20 protein-coding genes are annotated in these 20,513 nt (G+C 46.7%); 12 read left to right on the top strand and 8 right to left on the bottom strand.

Translation table 11 applies throughout. The features are described from left to right. Positions 1-320 precede the first annotated feature (320 nt). Positions 321-1,337, bottom strand: a complete 1,017-nt coding sequence (adhP, locus tag ACYVR3_RS14300) for an alcohol dehydrogenase AdhP (protein ID WP_054737454.1) — start codon at positions 1,335-1,337, stop codon at positions 321-323. Positions 1,338-1,852: 515 nt separating this feature from the next. Continuing rightward, on the bottom strand, positions 1,853-3,274 hold the full coding sequence (locus tag ACYVR3_RS14295) for a DHA2 family efflux MFS transporter permease subunit (RefSeq protein ID WP_461244792.1): 1,422 nt from the start codon (positions 3,272-3,274) through the stop codon (positions 1,853-1,855). Positions 3,275-3,465: 191 nt separating this feature from the next. On the opposite strand from ACYVR3_RS14295, the gene ACYVR3_RS14290 reads away from it, so the two are divergent. The 3 genes from ACYVR3_RS14290 (at position 3,466) to dnaB (ending at position 7,582) form a co-directional block, all read left to right on the top strand. Next, complete coding sequence (locus tag ACYVR3_RS14290; RefSeq protein ID WP_461244791.1) at positions 3,466-5,490, top strand: DHH family phosphoesterase; 2,025 nt, start codon at positions 3,466-3,468, stop codon at positions 5,488-5,490. 134 nt (positions 5,491-5,624) lie between these two features. After that, positions 5,625-6,077: a 50S ribosomal protein L9 gene (gene rplI / locus ACYVR3_RS14285; protein ID WP_461244790.1), complete on the top strand. Its 453-nt coding sequence runs from the start codon at positions 5,625-5,627 to the stop codon at positions 6,075-6,077. 113 nt (positions 6,078-6,190) lie between these two features. After that, on the top strand, positions 6,191-7,582 hold the full coding sequence (gene dnaB / locus ACYVR3_RS14280) for a replicative DNA helicase (RefSeq protein WP_461244789.1): 1,392 nt from the start codon (positions 6,191-6,193) through the stop codon (positions 7,580-7,582). A gap of 1,568 nt (positions 7,583-9,150) precedes the next feature. Here the strand turns inward: dnaB and ACYVR3_RS14275 are convergent. From ACYVR3_RS14275 to ACYVR3_RS14255, 5 genes are all read right to left on the bottom strand, one after another. After that, entirely contained in the window at positions 9,151-9,789 is a 639-nt protein-coding gene (locus tag ACYVR3_RS14275; RefSeq protein WP_461244788.1) for a GyrI-like domain-containing protein, read from the bottom strand. Between the two features lie 6 nt (positions 9,790-9,795). Beyond that, positions 9,796-10,230, bottom strand: coding sequence for a GNAT family N-acetyltransferase (locus ACYVR3_RS14270; RefSeq protein ID WP_461244787.1), 435 nt, complete (start codon positions 10,228-10,230; stop codon positions 9,796-9,798). 20 nt (positions 10,231-10,250) lie between these two features. Beyond that, a complete protein-coding gene (locus ACYVR3_RS14265) occupies positions 10,251-10,679 on the bottom strand; it encodes a MarR family winged helix-turn-helix transcriptional regulator (RefSeq protein ID WP_461244786.1) in 429 nt (142 codons plus the stop codon). 126 nt (positions 10,680-10,805) lie between these two features. Continuing rightward, positions 10,806-11,435, bottom strand: a complete 630-nt coding sequence (locus tag ACYVR3_RS14260; RefSeq protein ID WP_461244785.1) for a YczE/YyaS/YitT family protein — start codon at positions 11,433-11,435, stop codon at positions 10,806-10,808. A gap of 3 nt (positions 11,436-11,438) precedes the next feature. After that, the gene (locus ACYVR3_RS14255) at positions 11,439-11,882 is read right to left on the bottom strand and encodes a MarR family winged helix-turn-helix transcriptional regulator (protein WP_461244784.1); all 444 of its coding nucleotides are present in this window, start codon (positions 11,880-11,882) and stop codon (positions 11,439-11,441) included. A 551-nt stretch (positions 11,883-12,433) separates the two neighbouring features. On the opposite strand from ACYVR3_RS14255, the gene ACYVR3_RS14250 reads away from it, so the two are divergent. From ACYVR3_RS14250 to ACYVR3_RS14240, 3 genes are all read left to right on the top strand, one after another. Then, the gene (locus ACYVR3_RS14250; protein WP_461244783.1) at positions 12,434-13,435 is read left to right on the top strand and encodes a ketopantoate reductase family protein; all 1,002 of its coding nucleotides are present in this window, start codon (positions 12,434-12,436) and stop codon (positions 13,433-13,435) included. A 2-nt stretch (positions 13,436-13,437) separates the two neighbouring features. Then, the gene (locus ACYVR3_RS14245; protein WP_461244782.1) at positions 13,438-14,640 is read left to right on the top strand and encodes an aminotransferase-like domain-containing protein; all 1,203 of its coding nucleotides are present in this window, start codon (positions 13,438-13,440) and stop codon (positions 14,638-14,640) included. A gap of 209 nt (positions 14,641-14,849) precedes the next feature. After that, complete coding sequence (locus ACYVR3_RS14240; RefSeq protein WP_054735525.1) at positions 14,850-15,347, top strand: GNAT family N-acetyltransferase; 498 nt, start codon at positions 14,850-14,852, stop codon at positions 15,345-15,347. A gap of 585 nt (positions 15,348-15,932) precedes the next feature. Here the strand turns inward: ACYVR3_RS14240 and ACYVR3_RS14235 are convergent. Continuing rightward, positions 15,933-16,247: a helix-turn-helix domain-containing protein gene (locus ACYVR3_RS14235; RefSeq protein ID WP_054735499.1), complete on the bottom strand. Its 315-nt coding sequence runs from the start codon at positions 16,245-16,247 to the stop codon at positions 15,933-15,935. A 240-nt stretch (positions 16,248-16,487) separates the two neighbouring features. Between ACYVR3_RS14235 and ACYVR3_RS14230 the strand changes: the two genes are divergently transcribed. The 6 genes from ACYVR3_RS14230 to ACYVR3_RS14205 all read left to right on the top strand — a co-directional run bounded on the left by ACYVR3_RS14230 (position 16,488) and on the right by ACYVR3_RS14205 (position 20,257). Next, positions 16,488-17,093, top strand: coding sequence for a zinc ribbon domain-containing protein (locus ACYVR3_RS14230; protein ID WP_461244781.1), 606 nt, complete (start codon positions 16,488-16,490; stop codon positions 17,091-17,093). Positions 17,094-17,109: 16 nt separating this feature from the next. Continuing rightward, positions 17,110-17,634: a hypothetical protein gene (locus ACYVR3_RS14225; RefSeq protein WP_461244780.1), complete on the top strand. Its 525-nt coding sequence runs from the start codon at positions 17,110-17,112 to the stop codon at positions 17,632-17,634. Positions 17,635-17,698: 64 nt separating this feature from the next. Beyond that, a complete protein-coding gene (locus ACYVR3_RS14220) occupies positions 17,699-18,844 on the top strand; it encodes a hypothetical protein (RefSeq protein WP_461244779.1) in 1,146 nt (381 codons plus the stop codon). A 57-nt stretch (positions 18,845-18,901) separates the two neighbouring features. Next, positions 18,902-19,429, top strand: coding sequence for a zinc-ribbon domain-containing protein (locus tag ACYVR3_RS14215; protein WP_461244778.1), 528 nt, complete (start codon positions 18,902-18,904; stop codon positions 19,427-19,429). Positions 19,430-19,628: 199 nt separating this feature from the next. Beyond that, complete coding sequence (locus tag ACYVR3_RS14210) at positions 19,629-20,021, top strand: hypothetical protein (protein ID WP_461244777.1); 393 nt, start codon at positions 19,629-19,631, stop codon at positions 20,019-20,021. After that, positions 20,021-20,257: a hypothetical protein gene (locus ACYVR3_RS14205; protein ID WP_461244776.1), complete on the top strand. Its 237-nt coding sequence runs from the start codon at positions 20,021-20,023 to the stop codon at positions 20,255-20,257. Before ACYVR3_RS14210 ends, ACYVR3_RS14205 begins: the two co-directional genes overlap by 1 nt. The last annotated feature ends 256 nt before the right edge of the window (positions 20,258-20,513 follow it).

The following is a 20,513-nucleotide window of genomic DNA, read 5'->3' as shown; positions in this document are numbered from 1 at the left end:
CATTCCTAGCTCGTAGGCCCGCCACTGCGTTCCAGCCTCGCATAGCGCCGGAGCCTCCCGCGGCATCCTCCCACTATGCAAAACCAGAATCACCGAATTTCACAAACTAAACATGCTTACGCTGGACACAAACGATAGTCAATGCAACATATCAACGTACAAAGTGACACAACAAAAAAACGCCCGCCAAGGTCGACAAGTTGTTACGAACACTTATCTATCTTGGCGGGCGCCCCGGGTCATCGTTGAGAGGGATGACTCGTTTATCTGTAGGTTGTAGTTTTGTAGTTGAGAAGGTTAAATTCTTCGTTTAACACTAATTATTTAGTAAAGTCAACGACCATCCGGCCTTCGATCTTACCAGCTTTCATTTCATCAATAATATCATTTACTTCGTCCAATTTACGAGTTGCAACAATTGGCTTAACGCTGCCTTCAGCAGTTAACTGGAAGGCTTCAGCTAAGTCTTGACGGGTACCAACTAATGAACCAGCAACTTGAATCCCATCAAGGACGACTTTAACAATGGATAATTCCATCTTACCCTTTGGTAAACCAACGGCAACGACCCGTGCACCAGCACGAACGGAGTCAACGGCTTGATCAAAGGCAATTTGTGAAACGGCGGTTACCACGGAAGCGTGGGCGCCACCGACTTGTTCTTGGATCCATTTGCCAGAATCGGCTTCTTTAGAATTGAAGGTTAAGTCAGCCCCAACCTTTTTGGCAGCTTCGAGCTTGTCATCGTTAATGTCAATTGCAATGACGTGTGCTTTGAAGACATTCTTAGCCCATTGGATGGCTAAGTTGCCCAGACCACCGGCACCATAGATGCTGATCCATTCACCTGGGTGAATATTAGCAACTTTGAGTGCTTTATAGGTGGTCACACCGGCACAGGTAATTGAACTGGCAGCAACTGGATCGAGGTTGTCAGGAACTTTGACGGCGTAATCGGCGTCGACGATGACTTCTTCAGCCATAGCGCCGTCGACGTTGTAACCAGCGTTTTCAACGTCACGGCATAATGTTTCGCGGCCAGTTAAGCAGTATTCACAGTGACCGCAACCCTTAAAGAACCATGCAATCGAAACGCGATCGCCTGGTTTGATACTCGTAACACTATCACCGACCTCTGTGACAATGCCGACGCCTTCGTGGCCAATGATTCGACCTGGCACTTCGCCAAAGTCACCATTGGCAACATGAAGGTCGGTGTGGCACAGGCCACAGTACTCCACCTTAACTAACGCTTCGTTAGCCTTGATGTCACGTAATTTCACGTCTTTAATGTCAACATATCCATCTGAATTTGAACGTACTACAGCGGCTTTCATAGTAATGAAACCTTCTTCCAACGTATTGGTCGGTGCACCAACATATCCAGTTTATGAAAGCGCTATCATTTTGTCAAGGCCGGGATTTTTCGTTGACTAAAAGTTAGCATATAAAACTCGGAATTAATTGTTAAATAATGTACAAGAGTGATATTTTTTCAGCTAGATACGAACAATTGTGCAATAACTATCTTGAAACAATCGTTTGTTGACGAACTTATTAAAATATTAAATTTAAATAATTATTTCTAATAGTGATAGCGTAAAAGAAAATGTGTATCACGTGATACAAATAATCAACCAATAAAATTAACTATAACGTTAATATTTTAAATCAAGTAGGCCGATAACAAAATAGGTGCGCTACTAACGCTTAGTATCAGCGCTGTAGCACACCTGTTTCGAAGTAGACCAAATTGATTTTGTACTCATTTTATGAATGGGTATTAGTTTTAACTATTAGGTCAGATTATTTATTTAAAAATGATAATGGGTTTGAATTGCCGTGACGATGATTAATTTTCCGTTTTCCGAAATGACCGGGTTGTGAAAGCAATAACTAACGCGATCACTGCCAAGACAACGGGCAGGTAAACGGCAACGTGAACACCGGCTGTGAAAGCGCCTTGGGCGTTGAGATGACTAGCCGCTTGGCCCATACTCAACAAACTGGTTGCCAAAGCCGTTGCAATGGCCCCAATGATTTGCTGAAGGGTGTTCATGATGGTGCTCCCATCACCAGAAGTTGGGCCAGTTAAGGCGCTTAAAGCGTGGGTTTGAGCGGGCGACATCGCGAGTGGACAGCCAATCATCAAAATGATGTGGGCGGCGATAACGAATGCGACTGCGGTGTGGGTCCCCGTGGTGAGTAACATCACGCCACCAATCACGGCAATGATAAAGCCGATTCGGGTGAGCCATTTGGCGCCGAAGTTATCAAATAACCGACCGGAAACGGCAGAAACCAATGCGTTAACGATCCCACCGGGTAGCATGATGATCCCGGTCATTGCGACTGGCAACAACAGTCCTTTTTGCATGTACATTGGTAAAATGTACATTGCTGAAAGGATGATCCCGAAATCAAGCATCACCATAAGTGCGCCAGCCCGAAAGGCGGGTTTTGCAAAAATCTTCAGGTTCAAAATTGGTTCGGCGATGTGCAGTTGACGGTAAGCGTAGAAGACTAAGACCACGATCCCGAAGACCAAGAGGCCTAACACGAGTGGTGAGCCCCAACCGCGAGAACTGGCGAAACTAACGGCAGTGACGACGCTTGCGAAGCCGATGACACTACTGAGAATTGATAAGACATCGACTTTAGGCCGCGTTAATTCGCCGACATTTTCCAATGACGTGAGGGCGAAGAAAAGGGCGATCGCTAAGAACGGTACGAAAGCCCAAAAGATCCAGTGCCAAGAGAGTTTGGCGAGAATTAGACCAGTTAACGTCGGGCCAATGGCGGGCGCAAACATGATGACGAGGGCGCAGACCCCCATCGCGGTCCCTAACTTAGCGGGTGCGAAAACCTGCATGGCGACCGCAAACATCAGCGGAAGGATCAACCCAGTCGCAATTCCTTGAATCATCCGACCAACTAATAGGATCGGGAAACTCGGGGCTAAAGCGGCGATGATGGCCCCAACGAGAAAATCGAGGAGTCCAAAGATCACAACTTGACGTGTGGTAAACCACTTCGTAATCAAACTGTTGAGGGGTAAAATAACCCCAATGATCAGCATGTAGCCAGTAACCAACCACTGAACTGTGGCTGTAGTGACGCCTAGGCTTACCATCAGTTTCGGTAAGGCGATATTGAGGGATGTTTCTGAAAACATACCGACAAAGGCGCCGATTAACATACTTGCCATCGCGAGTGCGGGGTGTTTAACAACCACCCGTGGCTTGCTGGCATTAAAAGTTGCTTCTTGTTCCATAAGGCAAATTGACCAGCTTTCTGAAAATAATTGATGTAAACAGTTGGTTACATTACCAGAAAATTTGCGGCTTCGTAAGTGTTTTTTTCGAACACGCCCATTTAGTTGTATGGTTTTGGCCCACCCTCCAACGTCATTTGTGATAAAATATACCCATTACAAAGCAACCACTAAATTAGGAGCGCACGGGAATGAACGGCTTTTTTTCACGGGATAATTTACCTGAATTTTTAAGAAATAAGCGTCTGCGGGGGCTCGCCGTGTTTATCATGGTGCTGTCCGTGATTGGCATCGTGCTGGCCTTTTTGTTTTCCTGGATCTTAGGGATTGCAGCGTTAGCGGCGGTGATCACGAGTTTGATCTTCGCGTTCAACACGATGAACGAAATTAGCGGCGACATGAACCGCTACATTGCTGACCTGTCTTTCCGGATCAACCGGGGTGAACAAGAGGCACTGATCGATATGCCCGTTGGGGTGCTGATTTTTGGCGATAACGATGCCATTGAATGGGTCAATCCGTACCTACAGCAATATTTTGGGGACCAAGCAGTGTTAAGTCGCCGGTTAAGTGACGTTGATCCGGAGTTGGAAAAGCTCATTATGGACCACGTTGACGATGACGGCCCACAGACGGTGACTTGGAATGACCGCCAATTTTCATTTTTAGTGCAACGGGATTTCCGAGCGGTCTACCTGATGGAAGTGACGCACTTTACTCAGATCGAACAGCGTTATGAAAATGAACGCGTTGCAATTGGGCAAGTCTTCTTGGATAACTACGACGAAATCACCCAGTCGATGACGGATCAGGATATTTCGAATTTAAGAAACTACGTGACCAACGAACTGTCGGCTTGGGCGCAACGTTTCGGGATGTACCTCAAACGGCTGGATGACGACCACTTCTTGGTGTTCATGTATGCGAAGGCCATGCGGGCCGTTGAAGCGGACAAGTTTAGTATTTTAGACACGATTCGGGAGAGCACCTCCAAGCAAAACTTCCCGTTGACGTTAAGTATCGGGATCGCTTACGGTGGCTCTGATTTAACCCGGTTAGCGGATCAGGCGCAGAGCAACCTTGATTTGGCGTTAGGCCGAGGTGGCGACCAAGTTGTCGTTCGGGCTCAGGATGCCGAAGCCCGCTTCTATGGTGGCAAGACCAACCCAATGGAGAAGCGGACGCGGGTTCGGGCACGGATGATTTCCCAAGCCCTGCAGGAACTGATGTCGCAGGCTGATATGGTCTTCGTTCAGGGACATCAGCAGCCGGATATGGATGCGATTGGGGCTTGCCTTGGGATTCGGCGGATCGCGCAGATGAACCAAAAACCGTGCTACATTGTGCTGGACCAAGAAACGGTTCACTCGGATGTGCAACGGTTGTTGGTGTCATTAAGGGACTACCCAGAGATTTTTGAATCGATCATCACACCTGAAGAAGCGCTCAGCAAGATGACCAAACAAAGTCTGCTGGTCATGGCGGATCATTCGAAGCCGTCATTGTCGATTTCACCAGAACTCTATCAACGCCTTGAAAACCGGGTGATGATCATCGACCATCACCGGCGGGGCGAGGAGTTCCCTGAAAACCCAATGTTGGTTTACATTGAACCTTACGCCAGCTCAACTTGTGAGTTGATTACGGAAATGTTTGAGTATCAATCTCAAGAGAGCGAACCAATCAACAAAATCGAAGCAACTGCTATGTTGACGGGGATCTTTATTGATACCAAATCCTTCTCATTGCGGACGGGTTCTCGGACCTTCGACGCCGCTAGTTACTTACGGTCAGCCGGCGCCGATTCGGTTCAAATGCAGCTGTTTATGAAGGAAAACGTGGACAGTTATCTGCAACGCAATCACTTGATTGAACTGGTTGAATTTGTGACACCGGATATGGCGGTTGTCGCTGGTGAACCGGATGAAATTTATGATCCGGTCACGGCGGCTCAAGCGGCGGATGATTTGTTGAATATGTCCGGCGTTGACGCGTCATTTGTCATCACCCACCGCGAAGACGGACGCATTGGTGTGTCGGCTCGGAGCATGGGCGAAGTTAACGTTCAAGTCATTATGGAACAGATGGGTGGCGGCGGTCACTTGTCTAGTGGGGCGACCCAAATTGCTGACAGTACGGTAGCTGATGTGAAGGCCCAACTGGTCGGTATTTTGACTAATACCGAGTCTGAAACGATCACATCTGAGGGTGAATAATTGGCCCAATTATGGTAGAGTTATTTTACGAGCGTGTGTTTGAAAAATCGATGGTGATGTCGGTGATTTAGCGCATGAGATCATGATAAAAATGTCGACGGTTACCGCCACATTTGATTAAAGGAGGACTTACTGTGAAAGTAATCTTTTTACAAGACGTTCGCGGTAAAGGCAAGCGCGGCGAAATTAAGAATGTGCCTGACGGGTACGCCCAAAACTTTTTAATTAAGCAGGGGAAGGCGAAGGCCGCAACGAGCCAAGCCATGAGCCAATTAAAGGGCCAACAAAAGGCCGAAGCTAAGCGTGAAGAAGAGCTTAAGGAAGAGGCTGAAGTCGTTAAGAAGACCTTGGAAAACGGCAAGACAGTCGTTGAACTGACTGCCAAGGCCGGCACTGACGGTCGCTTATTTGGTTCGATCCCAAGCAAACAAATTGCCCAAGCCTTAGAAAAGCAGTATGGTATTAAATTGGACAAGCGAAAAATCGAACTACGGGAACCCATCAAGATGATGGGCTTCATCAACGTCCCAGTGAAATTACACCAGGACGTGACCGCAAAGATTCGGGTCCACGTGGTCGAAAAGTAACCACGAGAGCTATCGATATCAATCGGTAGTAGTTGAAATGGCGTTAATGACAGGGTCGATGGCAAGTAAGCTTGTCGCGGCCCTGTCTGCGGTTAAGAGCTAGGAGAGTATGTATGAGTGAAGGGTTAAGGGATCAAACGCCACCCCAAAATATCGACGCCGAAAAAGCGGTGTTAGGCGCGATCTTTCTTAGTGGTGACGCGTTAGTCGATGCAATGGAACAGCTTCAGGCTGAGGATTTCTATCGACGCGCTAACCAATTGATTTTCCAAGTGATGGTCGACTTAAATGACCGGGACGAAGCCATTGATGTGGTGACCGTTACCGATGAGTTAACTCGGCAAAATCAGCTGGACGATGTTGGCGGCATGCCATACATTGGTGAATTAGCCACCTCCGTTCCAACGGCAGCCAATGTAGGCTACTACGCCAAAATCGTGAGTGATAAGGCGACGTTACGGCGGTTGATTCAAACGGCAACGAAGATCGTCACGGAAGGCTATACCGAAGATGCGCCCGTTTCGGAGTTATTGGATAGTGCTGAACAGGCCATCATGAACGTCACCGAAGCGCGGAATCAATCCGGGTTTAAGATGATCAAGGATGTGTTGAACAACACGTTTGAAGAAATTGATCGGCTGTCACAACAGGGTGACACAATTACCGGGTTATCGACGGGCTATCCGGATTTGGATAAGATGACGACCGGACTCCACGATGATGAACTCATGATCTTGGCTGCCCGGCCAGCCGTTGGGAAAACCGCCTTTGCGTTGAACATTGCGCAAAACGTGGGGACGAAAACGGATAAGGCCGTTGCCATCTTCAGTTTGGAAATGAGTGCCGAGTCGTTGGTCAGCCGGATGTTGTGTGCGGAAGGCAGTATCAACGCCAACCATTTGCGGACGGGTCAGTTGGAAGAAAACGAGTGGCAAAGTTTAATCGTTGCCATGGGGAGTTTATCCAAAGCGAAGATTTTCATTGACGATACGGCCGGCATCAAGATGTCCGAGATTCGGGCAAAATGTCGCCGGTTGGATAAGGAACAAAACGGTAATCTTGGGTTAGTCCTAGTGGATTACTTGCAACTGATCGAAAGTAGCGGCGCCGAAAACCGGCAACAAGAAGTCTCAGCCATTTCGCGGCAACTCAAGAAGCTTGCGAAGGAACTGCATGTGCCGGTAATCGCACTGTCACAACTGTCTCGTGGCGTGGAACAACGTCAAGATAAGCGACCAGTGCTGTCCGATATTCGTGAATCAGGGTCAATTGAACAAGATGCCGACATCGTCTCCTTCCTGTATCGTGATGACTATTACGAGCGAGAAGACGGCGATGATGACGACAACGATAATAACGGTGGTGGCAATGACGAGGGCATCCAAGATGTGGGTGAAGTCGAAGTCATTATCGAAAAAAACCGGTCGGGTCCACGTGGGACTGTGAAACTGTTGTTTGTGAAGTCGTTTAATAAGTTTTCTTCGGTGGCGTATACGCAGGAGTAGAGAGCGGAGCAAAGCGGTTAAAGACTGGAGCATAAGGCCTCCTCGCCAGAAATCCCGGGTTTTGGGATTTGTGGTGAGGAGGCCTTATGTGCAAGTCTTTGCTTTGCGGAGCTCGTTTCGGCGCAGGCTAATGAAGATGGTAGCGTCAGCAAGCTTCACAATGATGACGATAATTGCCAACAAGGAAGTTCAAGTGGCGCCGAAAATAAGTAATAGTAATGAGCGTCGCCAGTACTACTCTGAAATAGGCAAGATACTCGGGTTTTGGGATTTGTGGTGAGGAGGCCTTACGTGCAAGTCTCTGCTTTGTGAAGCTCATTTCGGCGCAGGCTAATGAAGGTGGTAGCGTCAGCAAGCTTCACAATGATGACGGTAATTGCTAACTAAAATCTAATTGGCGCCGAAAATAGGTAGTAGTAATGAGCGTCGCCAGCACTGCTCTGAAATAGATAGGTCGTTGCAGGCGCATCAAACAATATCCACTTATCAACAAAAACACCACTAAAAACCAAGCGGCATGCAGACTTATCCACCAAGTCCCCATGCCGCTTTTTCAATGCCACAACAAAAAAGCCGCCCATCCACAAGGGATAAGCGACTCGTTGGCAAGCCCGCTGACCTTCGGAACGCACGAATGCGCCGATCTTTGGAATCTCGCCATGGTTTGGCACCGTTTAGTAGTATTACAGGTTGGCGGGGAAAAGTCAAGCGAGGGATGGTTGTGAGAATTTAGGTATCGGGTTTAGGGTAGGTTTTAGTGATGTTTATTGTGGTTTTTCAGTTTCTATACCAAAAGAAAATTTGTAAGCGGAGACCTGTGCATAAGTTGTTACTGACACAGGTTTAAACTCAGGGTGTTTTATCTGTTTCAAGGTGGTGCTGGCGACGAGCACTACTATTACGTATTTTCGGCGCTAATTTGGCTGTAGTTGGCAGTAATTATCAGTATTGTGAAGTTGATAGACGTCACTGCACTGATTAGCCTGCGCTGAAATGAGCGCCGCAAAGCAAAGACTTGCACATAAGGCCCTTCCAACACAAACCCCAAAAACCGGAGTACTTTATCTGTTTCAAAGTGGTACTGGCGACGAGCACTACTATTACGTATTTTCGGCGCTAATTTGGCTGTAGTTGGCAGTAATCATCAGTATTGTGAAGTCGATTGACAATACTGCACTGATTAGCCTGCGCCGAAATGAGCGCCGCAAAACTGAGACTTGCATATAGGGGCGTCCAAGTAATACTGACCAAAAAACAGTCAGTATTACTTGGACGCCCCTATACTCCAGTCTCAAAACGTTTTGCTCCGCTCTCTATTCTAAAAAAATCCCCCACCGCTTAGGGAACGGTGAGGGATCGAGGGGAGGATAACGTTGCTTATTTAATCGATGTTCCATTTAGGGGGAGGAAACATCATCGTTATCAGGTTTAGGGGTAGCCAATTAGGAGTCCTAATTGACTATGACGTTATCATAACCTGGAATTGTGTTGAAAGTGTGAAGAAATGCTTTCGAGAAGGTAAAGATGCGGTAAATAATCTGTTAAGGTCATTAAGAAAGTCTAAACGGCTAGTTGGCGGATGGCGCTAACCGGTACCGTAACAGGGTTTTGCGCTTCTCAGGTGCTACTCGTCTAAAATCAGATAGGTAGACTTCTCGGTGTTGATAAGCGCCCATCGTGGTTGTTTTGGTTAGACCGTGCTCAGCCAGATAAGCCTGCATCTTCGCAAAGGTTTCACCCTCCGTATCAAACGGGCCAACGTGGATCATTTGAAGCGATGGGCCTTCGGTGTAGGTTTCGAAGTGGACTTGATCCAGAAACGGCACGTTCTTCTTTTCACGGGTAGCTGCAATCGCGTCAGTCACCTGGTCAGCCGTAACTTGGTCGGGTTGGCGAATCATAATTTTATACACCAAAGCGTCCTTGTTTAATTGGGCACCACGGGAGCCATCTGCGGTCGTCCAGACGCCTTCTAACGGATAGACCGTATATTCAAATGGATCGCCGTAAAGGCCCTTTTTGTAGCCCATTCGTAACGCGTACGCAACTGGATAGAGTGATTGGACCTGGTCGCTGAAAATTGCATCATTTGGGTTGCCTGTGCCTTCGAGGGTGAGGTAGTTGCTAGTTGGCACATCGACTATGCCGAGTTGTTTAGGCAGGTACAGGTCTTTTTCAGCTTTGCGCCATTCGTATTTTGTCATCATAGCCTCCTAAAGGGCGTCGTGGACCATTTTAATGTGGGGGGTGGACTCGAAGATGAACGGGTCACCGACGGCGGTAAAGCCGAATTTTTCGTAGTAACCCCGGACTTGAACCTGAGCTTCGATTTCGATGGGTAGCCCCTTAAAATATGTGTCGATGGCGGCCATGATCTGGTCCATCAGCGTGTTACCCAGACCGGTTCCGCGATGCGATTCCGCCGTCACAACCCGGCCAAACGTCACGGTTTCACCGTGTTTAAATACCCGCGCGTAGGCGATCACCTCGTCGTTTTCAGTATCGAAAACGTGAACGGCAATGGCGTCGTTATTATCGACTTCTTGATAGATTCGCTTTTGCGCCACAACGAAGGTGGCGACGCGTAATTTGAGAAAATTGAAGAGTTCGGTTGCAGTTAGTTCTGAAAATGGTTTAGTTGTCCACATAGGGTCACGTTCTTTCTAGATTAGGGTAGTAGGAGGCGGTTGAGCGTCTCGATGGCGTCAAAGACTTGCTGTTGCTCCTCTGGTGAGAGTGGGTCAAGTAATTGACGCAGTTGTTGATCTGACAATTGGTTCAAGGTGTCGTTGAGCTGCTTGCCAGCGGCTGTTAATTCTAAAATTACCGCTCGAGAATCTTCGGGCGATGGCGTTTTCGTTAACAACGATTGGGCCATTAGTCGGTTGATCAATCGACTGGTATAGCTACGATCAAGGGCTAAGCCGGCCGCCACTGTTTTGGGTGACGTTGGCGCCGTTTCGGCAATTAACATCAGTACCCGCGCTTCCGGCCAGGATAAGTTAGTGTCGAAAACGTGCTTGGCTAATAAGCCTAAGCGATAGGTGTAGTTGCGGTCAAAGCGGCGCATACCAGCGAGTTGTGCTGTGGTTAACATGTGAAGGCCTCCTTTTTAGTGGCTTTTGTCCATTATATGCAGTTGATGTATATTTGTCGAGAAAAAGTCAAAAAAATTGGTTAAAGTTGCGCTTAGGCGCAACCTTAACCAATTTCGAATCGAAAGCTAGGCTTTCATCCAAGCCGTTAACCGCCGAAAATGAATTGTATAAACTTCTACGATTCGCCCCGTTAACGCTGCGGATAACAGCGTCCCTTCCCGAATACCGGATAGTGAATGACGGAAGACCAGCGCAATCACGGCCGCAATGACCATCATGGTGAGATCTTGCCGAATTTTCACCTGTGAAAAAGGCCGTTCAGTAACTAAACTGATGGCGGTTGTGAGGCCTTCCCCCGGCATCATGATGGCTTGGGAGTTAACTTCAAAGTAAACGCCAAGCGCAAGGATCACAATACTGATCAACGTTGCAATGAGCTGAGCCCAGTAGGTTGTCAGTGGCAACCCTTGATAGAGGCGAACGAACCCATCAATGAAAACGCCGAAGAAAAGACTGGGAATCAACTGCACGATATTGCGCCAAGTGAAGCGACGTTTCAAAATCAGTTTTTCCAATAGAATCAAGACAATCATAAAAATAATCGTCGTCTGGCCTAACGTCAGATGGCTGACAAGACTGGTGACGTTCGGAATACTAGAAATTGGCGACGTGCCCAACGCCGCAACCCGGGATAACGCGACCCCGGCAGCCATTAAAATAATCCCGAGTAACAATAAACAAAACCGTTTTAACATGAACTAGAACTCCTTTGATGACGGGAACGACGTTAGTGCTTGGTAGACGCGTTTTAGCTGAGTCGTGAAGCTCGTCTGATCGACTTCTGGGTGGGTATTAAAGAAGTTAGTCCACCACGTATCCATCACGGTTTGGAGTTGTCTAGCTAGGGTAACACCAGTGGCCGTTAACGTAATGCGTTTGATGCGTTTATCCTTAACATCGCTAACTCGAGTGACCAATTGACGCTGCGCTAAATCGCGGAGGTCGCGCGCCAGTAAACTTGGGTCGATCACCATTTCTAACGCGATTTCACGTTGAGAGCGTTCAGGATGATCCAGAATGAAGAGGAGTAGGTCGCTTTCGGTCGCCCGAACGTCCAAGCCAGCAAGTTGCTGATTGAAGTCGTTCTTCGAGAGGCGGTAGGTGGCCGCTAGATATTTGCTTAGTTGATACTGTTCTGACATTTGGCAAAACTTCCTTTGATTAATTAATGGATATGTCCATTATTAAAAAAACGCGCATTAATGTCAAATGAGAGCTGAATTTGAATCAAAATTAAAAGTTTTTTAGTAAACTGTAAATGTTATTATATCGGGGATTACGTTTGAATTTCGTTGCCCAATTTTGAACAAATAAATTAAAAAAAGTTGACAGATTCTCATTCAGGGGACTAAACTACAGTCAATCTTAAATACGACGACAAGGATTTGACCCAGTGGATTAACTGGATAGCCCTATGAAGCGAGTGCCGGTTTGGTGAGACGGCATTAGGACTATCGAGTGAAAGACTCGGTTCGACGGGTTTGCTTTACGAGGCAAACGGGTGGCACCCCTTACTGTGCAGCGTATCGCAAGTTCACTTGCTGTACGTGCTGAGGAATTGCTGTAGTGGCAATTTGAATTAAGGTGGTACCGCGTTACTAAACGCCCTTTGGTCTTTGACCAAAGGGCGTTTTTCGTCGTCGTAATTACATAGCTGACTTTAACTGAATTAATCTAAAAGGAGTGGATTTTAATGAAATACGGAATTATTGGTGCAGGTGCAATGGGTATGCGTTACGGGGTTATGTTGCAGGAAAACGCCGGCGTGGACGTCGACTTTATCGATACTTGGGAACCAAACGTTGAAAAGATTCGGGAACAGGGTGGCGTTTCGGTCGCTCGAGACCATGAAAACCGTCGCATCATTCCAATTAACATCTACTACCCAGAAGAATATGCGGGCCATCCAGACGTTTGGATCGTCTTCAAGAAGCAAATGCAATTGGCTGATGAAATCGAACGGGATACCAAGGCCGGGATCTTCCACGACGACCAGTACTGTTTCTCAGCAATGAACGGCATGGGGCACTTCGAAAAACTTGAAAAGGTCTTTCCTAAAGACCACATCGTCTGTGGTTCAGCCATGATTGCTACCCGGATGGATGGTCCTGCCAATGTTGACTTCATGGGTGCTGAAGGCACCGAAGTGATGCACATGGCCCGGTACAACAACGAAAAGCCAGACGCTACGGTTCAAGGTATCTTCGACGACTTCACCGCTGCTAAGTTGGGCCCCGTCTTCTCAGACGAATGGCAAGGCATGTGCATGTCAAAGGTCGTCTTCAACGCGGTGACCAACACGTTGTGCACGATGTTTGAAATGCAAATGGGACAATTCATCGAATACGATGGTGTCCGGGCAATGTCCGAACAACTCTTCAACGAAGCCTTTGACGCTTGCGAACGTGCCGGCATTCACTTGATTGAAACCCGGCAAGAAGAGACTGATTCCGTCATCACCGTCAGCCAAGCTTACAAGTACCACTACCCATCAATGTACCAAGACTTCTCAAAGGGTCGTCCAACCGAAGTCGATTACATCAACGGTTACATTGCTAAAATTGGTCGCGAACACGACTACGTTTGCCGGACCCATGAATTTGTCGTTCACGAAGTCCACATGGCAGAAATGATGCGTAAGTACCACCAACCACAAGGTAACGTGGCTGATCAAACAGCGGAAGCGGAGGCCTAAGTATGGACTATCAATTTTCGAGAAACGTACCAGTCAGTGACGAAGATCCCGTCGGCAACATTCTGAAGGTCGCCGGCGATCCCAACATTATTTCGTTTGCGGGCGGCCTCCCTGCACCAGAATTATTCCCAGTTGAGGAACTCAAACAAGTGACCGATGCCGTTTATGACGAATCTGGCCGCCAAGCGCTTCAGTACAGCATCGCTAATGGTGATCCTGAGTTGCGCGACCAAATCGCCAAGCGAATGAACAAGCAGGGCATCACTTGTGATACCGACAACATCATTATTACCACCGGGTCCCAACAGTCAATTGATTTGACGGCTAAATGCTTCATTAACCCCGGTGACACGGTGATCGTTGAACAACCGACTTACCTCTGTGCGTTGGACGTCTTTCGCAGCTACGGCGCGCACTTAGTTGGCGTTGAAATGGACGACGATGGCATGAAGATGGACGCGTTGGAAGCGGCGGTTCAAGCCAACCCAAACACCAAGTTCATCTACACGATTCCAAGTTTCCAAAACCCAACTGGCCGCACGATGCCAGCTGACCGCCGTCAAAAGATGATCGACATCGCCGACAAGTACAACGTGATGATTTTGGAAGACGACCCATACGGCGCCATCCGCTTTGCGGGCGAAGACGTGGCACCAGTGAAGACCTTTGAACACGAGGAACGGGTCATCTACATGAGCACCTTCTCGAAGATTCTAGCACCAGGCCTTCGAATCGGCTGGGTCGTTGCCGAAAAGAAGCTGATCAAGAAGTTCACGCTGATGAAACAAACCGTCGACGTCCACTCCGATAACTTAACCCAACACATTATTGCCAAATACATGGCGACCTACAACATTGATGACCACATCGCTAAGATCAAGCAGGTCTACCGGAAGCGTGAAGGCATCATGATGGACGCTATTCAAGAATACTTCCCGGAAAACGTGCATTACAGTCACCCTGAAGGTGGGTTGTTCATCTGGGTGGAAGTCCCAGGCAACATCAACACACAGGACCTCTTTGATACCTGCATCGCCAATAACGTGGCCTTCGTTCCTGGCGAACCGTTCTACGCGGATAAAGTGATTCCAGGGACGTTCCGGTTGAACTACTCTAACATGGCCGAAGACCAGATCAAGGTTGGTATTCAACGATTAGGGAAAGCGATTGAAGAAACGATGAATGAAACAGTTGCGGCTGATTAAGCGCAATTGAAATTTTTATGGCATCTAAAAATGCGCTGACTAGCTTAATGCTGGTCAACGCATTTTTTTAATTAAAGCAGCCACTAATATAGTAGAAACAGAACTCAAAAGGGATTAAACGTAGTTGCTAACACCGCAATGGCACGTGGTATTTTCTTCCAAAAGGGCGTATGATGAAAAAAATTAAGTTGAAAGTCAGGTTTTCTAACATGGACGTTACTTATGAATATGCTACCCGGGCTGATTTGCCCACAATCGTTGCCATTTATAACCAAATTATCCCCAGTCGACTCGCTACAGCGGACTTAGATCCCGTCTCAGTCGACTCGCGACAAGCTTGGTTTGATCAATTTGACCCGAACTCACGGCCAATCTGGTTGATGAAGGATGGCGACAAAATCGCCGGTTGGGTAAGCTTAGAGTCGTTCTACGGCCGTCCCGCCTACCACAAGACGACGGAAATCAGCATCTATATTGACGAAAACTACCGGCATCAAGGGCTGGGTCAACACGCGTTAAACTTTGTGTTCTCACAGCTTGATGGTCTAGGGATCGATGCCTTAGTCGCCTTTATCTTCCACCACAACATTCCCAGTCAGGGCCTGTTCAAGAAGAACGGTTTTGAAGAATGGGGCCACTTGCCAGACGTTGCGCTGATGGATGGTCAACACCGAAGCCTGGATATTTTGGGGCGGCGGTTTGATTAATTGAATTGGAAGAGAGAGAGTGGGCAAAAACTCGTTTAGGTTCCAGAATATAAGAAAACCGGGCCGTGGATTCCTGATTTTGGAATCTACGGGCCGGCTTTCTTATATGGCCGGGACTTGAGTTTTGGCGCACGACCCAGCGAAGCTTGGAAGCCTATTGGCGTTTAGACTAGATAACAGTCTTGAGATAAAGTGAAATTTTTAACTCACTTTAAGTTAAGAAATTAGTTTGATGCTTACCAATATGGACTTTTTCCCAGCCTCTTTTTTGATTGGCGTGAAAATTGAGAAAATGGTATTTTGAGAATTTAAGTTGAGAAATTCGAGATTGAATTTGCCGAAAAGCCGATTTTCGTGAATTAGAAAGCGGCTTAGCGAGTTGAATTTGCTGAAAAAGCGATTTTCGGTAAATAGAAGTGATATTCTCGCATTGAATTTTGCGAAAACGGCTATTTCGTGAAATAGAGGTGCCGATTATGGATTGAACTTAACGATAATGCGGTTTGACGAATTTCTTTAGCACGTCTATAAAAGGCACCATTCAATTTTTGAATGGTGCCTTTTATAGACGCGTTAAATTAAAAATCACTTCATCAAATCCAGCATCTGCAGTACCAACCGTAACGCTTCATCCCGCTTCTCGGCAGGCAACTGCTGCAGTTTTTCAGTTACGATTGAATGGTTCAGCACATCATCATCCGCAAAGAAGTCACTCAGTGGTAGGCCAAGCCCGTTAACGATTTTAGCTAGCATGGGAATGCTGAGGTTCGGGACCTTGCCCTGTTCGACTTTTGAGATCAGGGACTCCGAAACATCCGCTAATTCGGCTAACTTGAATTGGCTATAACCTCTTACGCGTCTGAGATGGCGAATTTTGGCTGAAATATCACTACTATTCATGGATGCGACACCTCCACTGCCACTTTCTTATTTTTGAAGGCATTTCGACAGGGATAACTTTGATTGATATGTAGTAAAATTATACCGATTGCGGTAAAATTGTCCTATGATACTAGTATTCTTATACTATAAACAATAAACTTAATAAATTTAGGGGGCCGGGTGGTAGTGAAGCTAAGGGTTATGCCAAATACGGCAAAACGAGTATTAGTCAAACCGTGACGGTAGGAGGAGATGGCGATGAAATACTGTCCAGCGTGTGGTGCTGAAAATCATGATACGGCTAAGTTTTGTGCAAAGTGTGGCGCATCATTTGCGGATGCGGAACCGGTGGATTCAACGGTTAAGGCAACAACGACACCAGAATCACCGGCGAGCACCGTTACCGAAAAACATAAAAGCAGTGGCAATGGTTGGATCGGTGCCATTATTGGTGTGATTATTGTTGGCATTGTGCTCATTGTCGGTGGGCACAGTTTCTATTTGAATCACCGGTCAGCACAGGCAACGGCTGATATCGGCCAGACGATTGCCAATAAGGAATTCGGTGATGATGAGGTTCAGGTCTACTACTCTAAATCGGAGAACACGTTCACGATTAAAACGTTATCTGGGTCAGCGATTCGATCCAGTTTCACTGAATACGTTGAGGACGGTGACAACCAATCTGAAATTGACGATGTGACGACCGAGTATCAGCGCTTTATTGACGGGGTTGAAGGTAAAATGGGCTCTAAATATAAGGAAGCGTACTATACGTACATCGAAAACCCGTGGGATAGCACGAAGGTGTTCTGGGATAGCCGCGGGACCAAAATTGGTTATAACTGGGCGGAAGATAACTAAGTGAGGCATCAGACGAGTGGAAAAAGTAGCGTATAAAATTTGCCCAGTTTGCGGCTCTCAGAGTAAGGGCGATGCGAAGTTTTGTATCAAATGCGGTCAAAGCCTTGAAAACGAACCGGTGAAGCTACACGTTGAGAATGGGCTTTATTTTAAAGCGGATGCAGCCAGTAAACCGCTTTTATTTGGTGCCGTTCCAGTGACATATCAGACAGTCGGGCCGGTTTCTGGTTGCGTGACGGTTACTAGCCAACTGAACGCCGACTATGAGGCGTCCATGGAAGCCTTGTTCAATAAACTTAGAGAAGTGCTCGACGTTAACGACCTAGATGGGGCAGCCAATTTAAGTGTGATTAGTTTTAATTCGGTAGCTAACGGGATCGGTAGTGTGACGTTGATGGTAACTGGTGATGGGTTGGTGAAGGCGGCAAGAACCGGACTTGATGCTGAAAGTCAGATTGAAATGATGAGTGACGATGAACAAGCAACTGCGGCATCGGTTGAAAGCGGAGCTGATACTTTATCAAAGGGTAACAGTGGTTAGCTAGATATAAAGGTAATTTTGATTGTAGATGAGGATCAACTTAATAGTTAGGGGATATCATACCATGAAATTAACGAAGCAACTTGCAATTGCGATGGTTTCAGCTGGTGTATTTAGCGGCGTGCTGACTGGCGTTCAGGGGACGTCGGCGAGTGCTAAAGCGACAGCGAAAGTGCTACAGGTTAAAACGATTCAAACGGCTAACTATAAAGCGGTGAAGGGCGCCAATGGATATCTGTATAGCACCGCTAAGTTAACGAAGAAGGTTCATAACGTTAAAAACTATTCGAACACTAAATTCTCAGTTTCAAAGGAAGCGGTTGTTCGAAAAACTAATGGGAATAAGGCTATTTATTACTACGTTAAAAGTGCAAAAGCTTCAGGGTGGTTGTGGCACGGGTATTTGAACAAGGTGACGCCTAAAACGGCAAGTGACGCGAAAATCTCAGCGCTGGAACAGCAGATTGCTGAATTGTCGCAGCGCTTGTCGGCGCTACAAAGTCAGCTAGCAGCTAGTACGCCAGCGGCACCTGTGACGAGTTCGGCGGATGTGACGAAGTTGCAGGCGCAGATTGATAGTTTGCAGGGGCAGTTGAGTGCGGTGAAGGGGTCGGTTGGTGCTGGGAATACCAATGCTACTGATACTAATAAATCCGGAGATAGTGATGCGACTGAACCTGATAATAGTGGTGATAGTACTACAGTAACGGATAAAGATCCGTTTAGTGGAACTGCAACGGAATACTATATTTCATCTCCAGGAAGCTCACTTTATTTATATCCAGACGCACAGGGTAAGGGGTATCCCAAGAAACTCAACGAAAATGGAAAAGTGATCAAGACGATCAAAGTCTACGCCAAGGGTGAAGTTAATGCTGATAATCCTGATTACCCAATTTTTTGGTTCTATTCAAATACGATGTTGTTCGGCAATGTACCGGTTGAATACGATGGTGAAAAAGGATTTGTCCGAGGTACAGATGTGACGATTGTGCCAGTTGATACGCCATTTTATCAATTAGGAAATACGCCGGATAATGCGGGCGCTGGTAATATGGCCCCGACTGACCCAAGTGTTCAATTTACTCATGAATTAGCCAATAATGCGATTTGGACACAATATACTGAGGATGCTAAATCTGGAAATACGATTATGTGGTACTATCGCACGGCCACTAAAACTTGGTCTCAAACATTTGAACGTAATTAGTGTAAATAAATTTAAAGAGGCGTGATGGATTGCGGATATTAATATGGGGATGTCGGAATGAAATTTTGCACGAACTGTGGTCAGCAACTGGAAGATGTTGCGCTGTTTTGTCCAGCTTGCGGGACCAAGGTAATTGACGTTAAAGATGAACCAAAGGAAGCGCCAGAACCGATTTCACCGGCGATGGCGCGGCCGGTGGCGTATCAACCGAAGAAGGTTGAGAAACCGGTGACGGTTGAAGAACCTCAGCAACAACTGGGATTTTGGGGAAGCGTTGTGTATGCTTCCAATAATATTGGTTTCTGGAAAAATAAGGTCGCTGAAAGTCGGAAGTCAGTTTTTTGGTGGGCGTTTTTATGGTTTAGCTTATGGATCGTTCTTGTTGATGTGATTTTGTCGCTGATGTCAGTGACTTATTTAGTACCATTAGACTTAATAGATGTTGCCTTGACATCAGCTTGCATGCGACGGCTTAGATATTTAGGCTACAATTGGAAGCTTGGCTGGTTGCTGCTTGTGCCAATCGTTAACATTTATCCCTATGTTCTGATGCTTTTAAATGCACCAAGAAACAAGGCTAATTAGGACAAAATGATAGGCTTAAACATCACAAAAACGGCGCTTAAGGGCACCGTTTTTGTGTCTGTTGGATGATTTTAAATACAATCTAGCTTGTTTTGGTAACTAAACAGCTGAAAGCAGTATAATAGCAGTGAAAGCCCCACATAATAATAGTTAATGAGTGATTATGACATTCACTAGAGCCAAAGGGGAGGACTAGTCGATGAGCAAGCATTCGAGTTTCAGATATAACGACGTTGTCATGCCATTTTCCGGCAACGTGAACGGTAAAACAAGGGACGTTAAAAGAATTAAACGGCGAGCTAATACCCGAGTGAGATTAGCGAAGTTGAAGATGCAATTGAAGCGGTGGTCAATTCCCATCGTCATCTTAGTGATTGCCAGCGTTATCTGGCCGGGTGTTCGACTGTTTGCTGTCGCAGGCGTTGAAACGGTTGTTTTACTTGGGGGCTCATTCTGGTTGTTCGTTAAGATCCTCTTTTGGTTTGCAAAAAAAGATCAGCGTCCTGGCCACGGAATCGATTCAACTGATTATGATAATGGGTATGAGGATGGTTATTTTGAGAGCCATCATGATGATGGGAATTTGTTTTGATGGTGAATGAAGAACTTAATAATAAAGTGAACCAGTTGAAGCAACGATACGAAGCGCATTTTAATAGGCCATTTCCAGATCGAATTATTGGTTGGTGGGAGCCGAGATATGCGAATGAGCCGGGCGTTTTGGAAGCTGGGGTTAAAGCGATGCAGGCGGATGTTGAAAAGGCCATTCGGACGAATACGCCGATTGCGGAAATGACGGAGGAAGAGTGGCAGCGGATTATTTTTTGAGTTTAGGAATTTAGAGACGAAAAACCGTAGTGGTTGCGTAATAGCCCCCACTACGGTTTTTAATTGTGGTCGTCTTTAGATCCAGTTTCGCATGTGTAACGTGCAAAACAAACAACACTTGCTATGCGGATGGATAACAAGATGATCACACAAAAAAACCAGCTACCACGGTGTCTAAGCACTGCGTGATAACTGGTTAATATCTTATGATGGGCAGTCAGGGGTTTGAGTAACCCGAATGTCGAAATGCCGTCAT

The organism is Secundilactobacillus muriivasis (genome assembly GCF_054785195.1).
The sequence above is the reverse complement of the archived record's forward strand: the minus strand, read 5'-3'. Positions and strand labels throughout refer to the sequence as shown.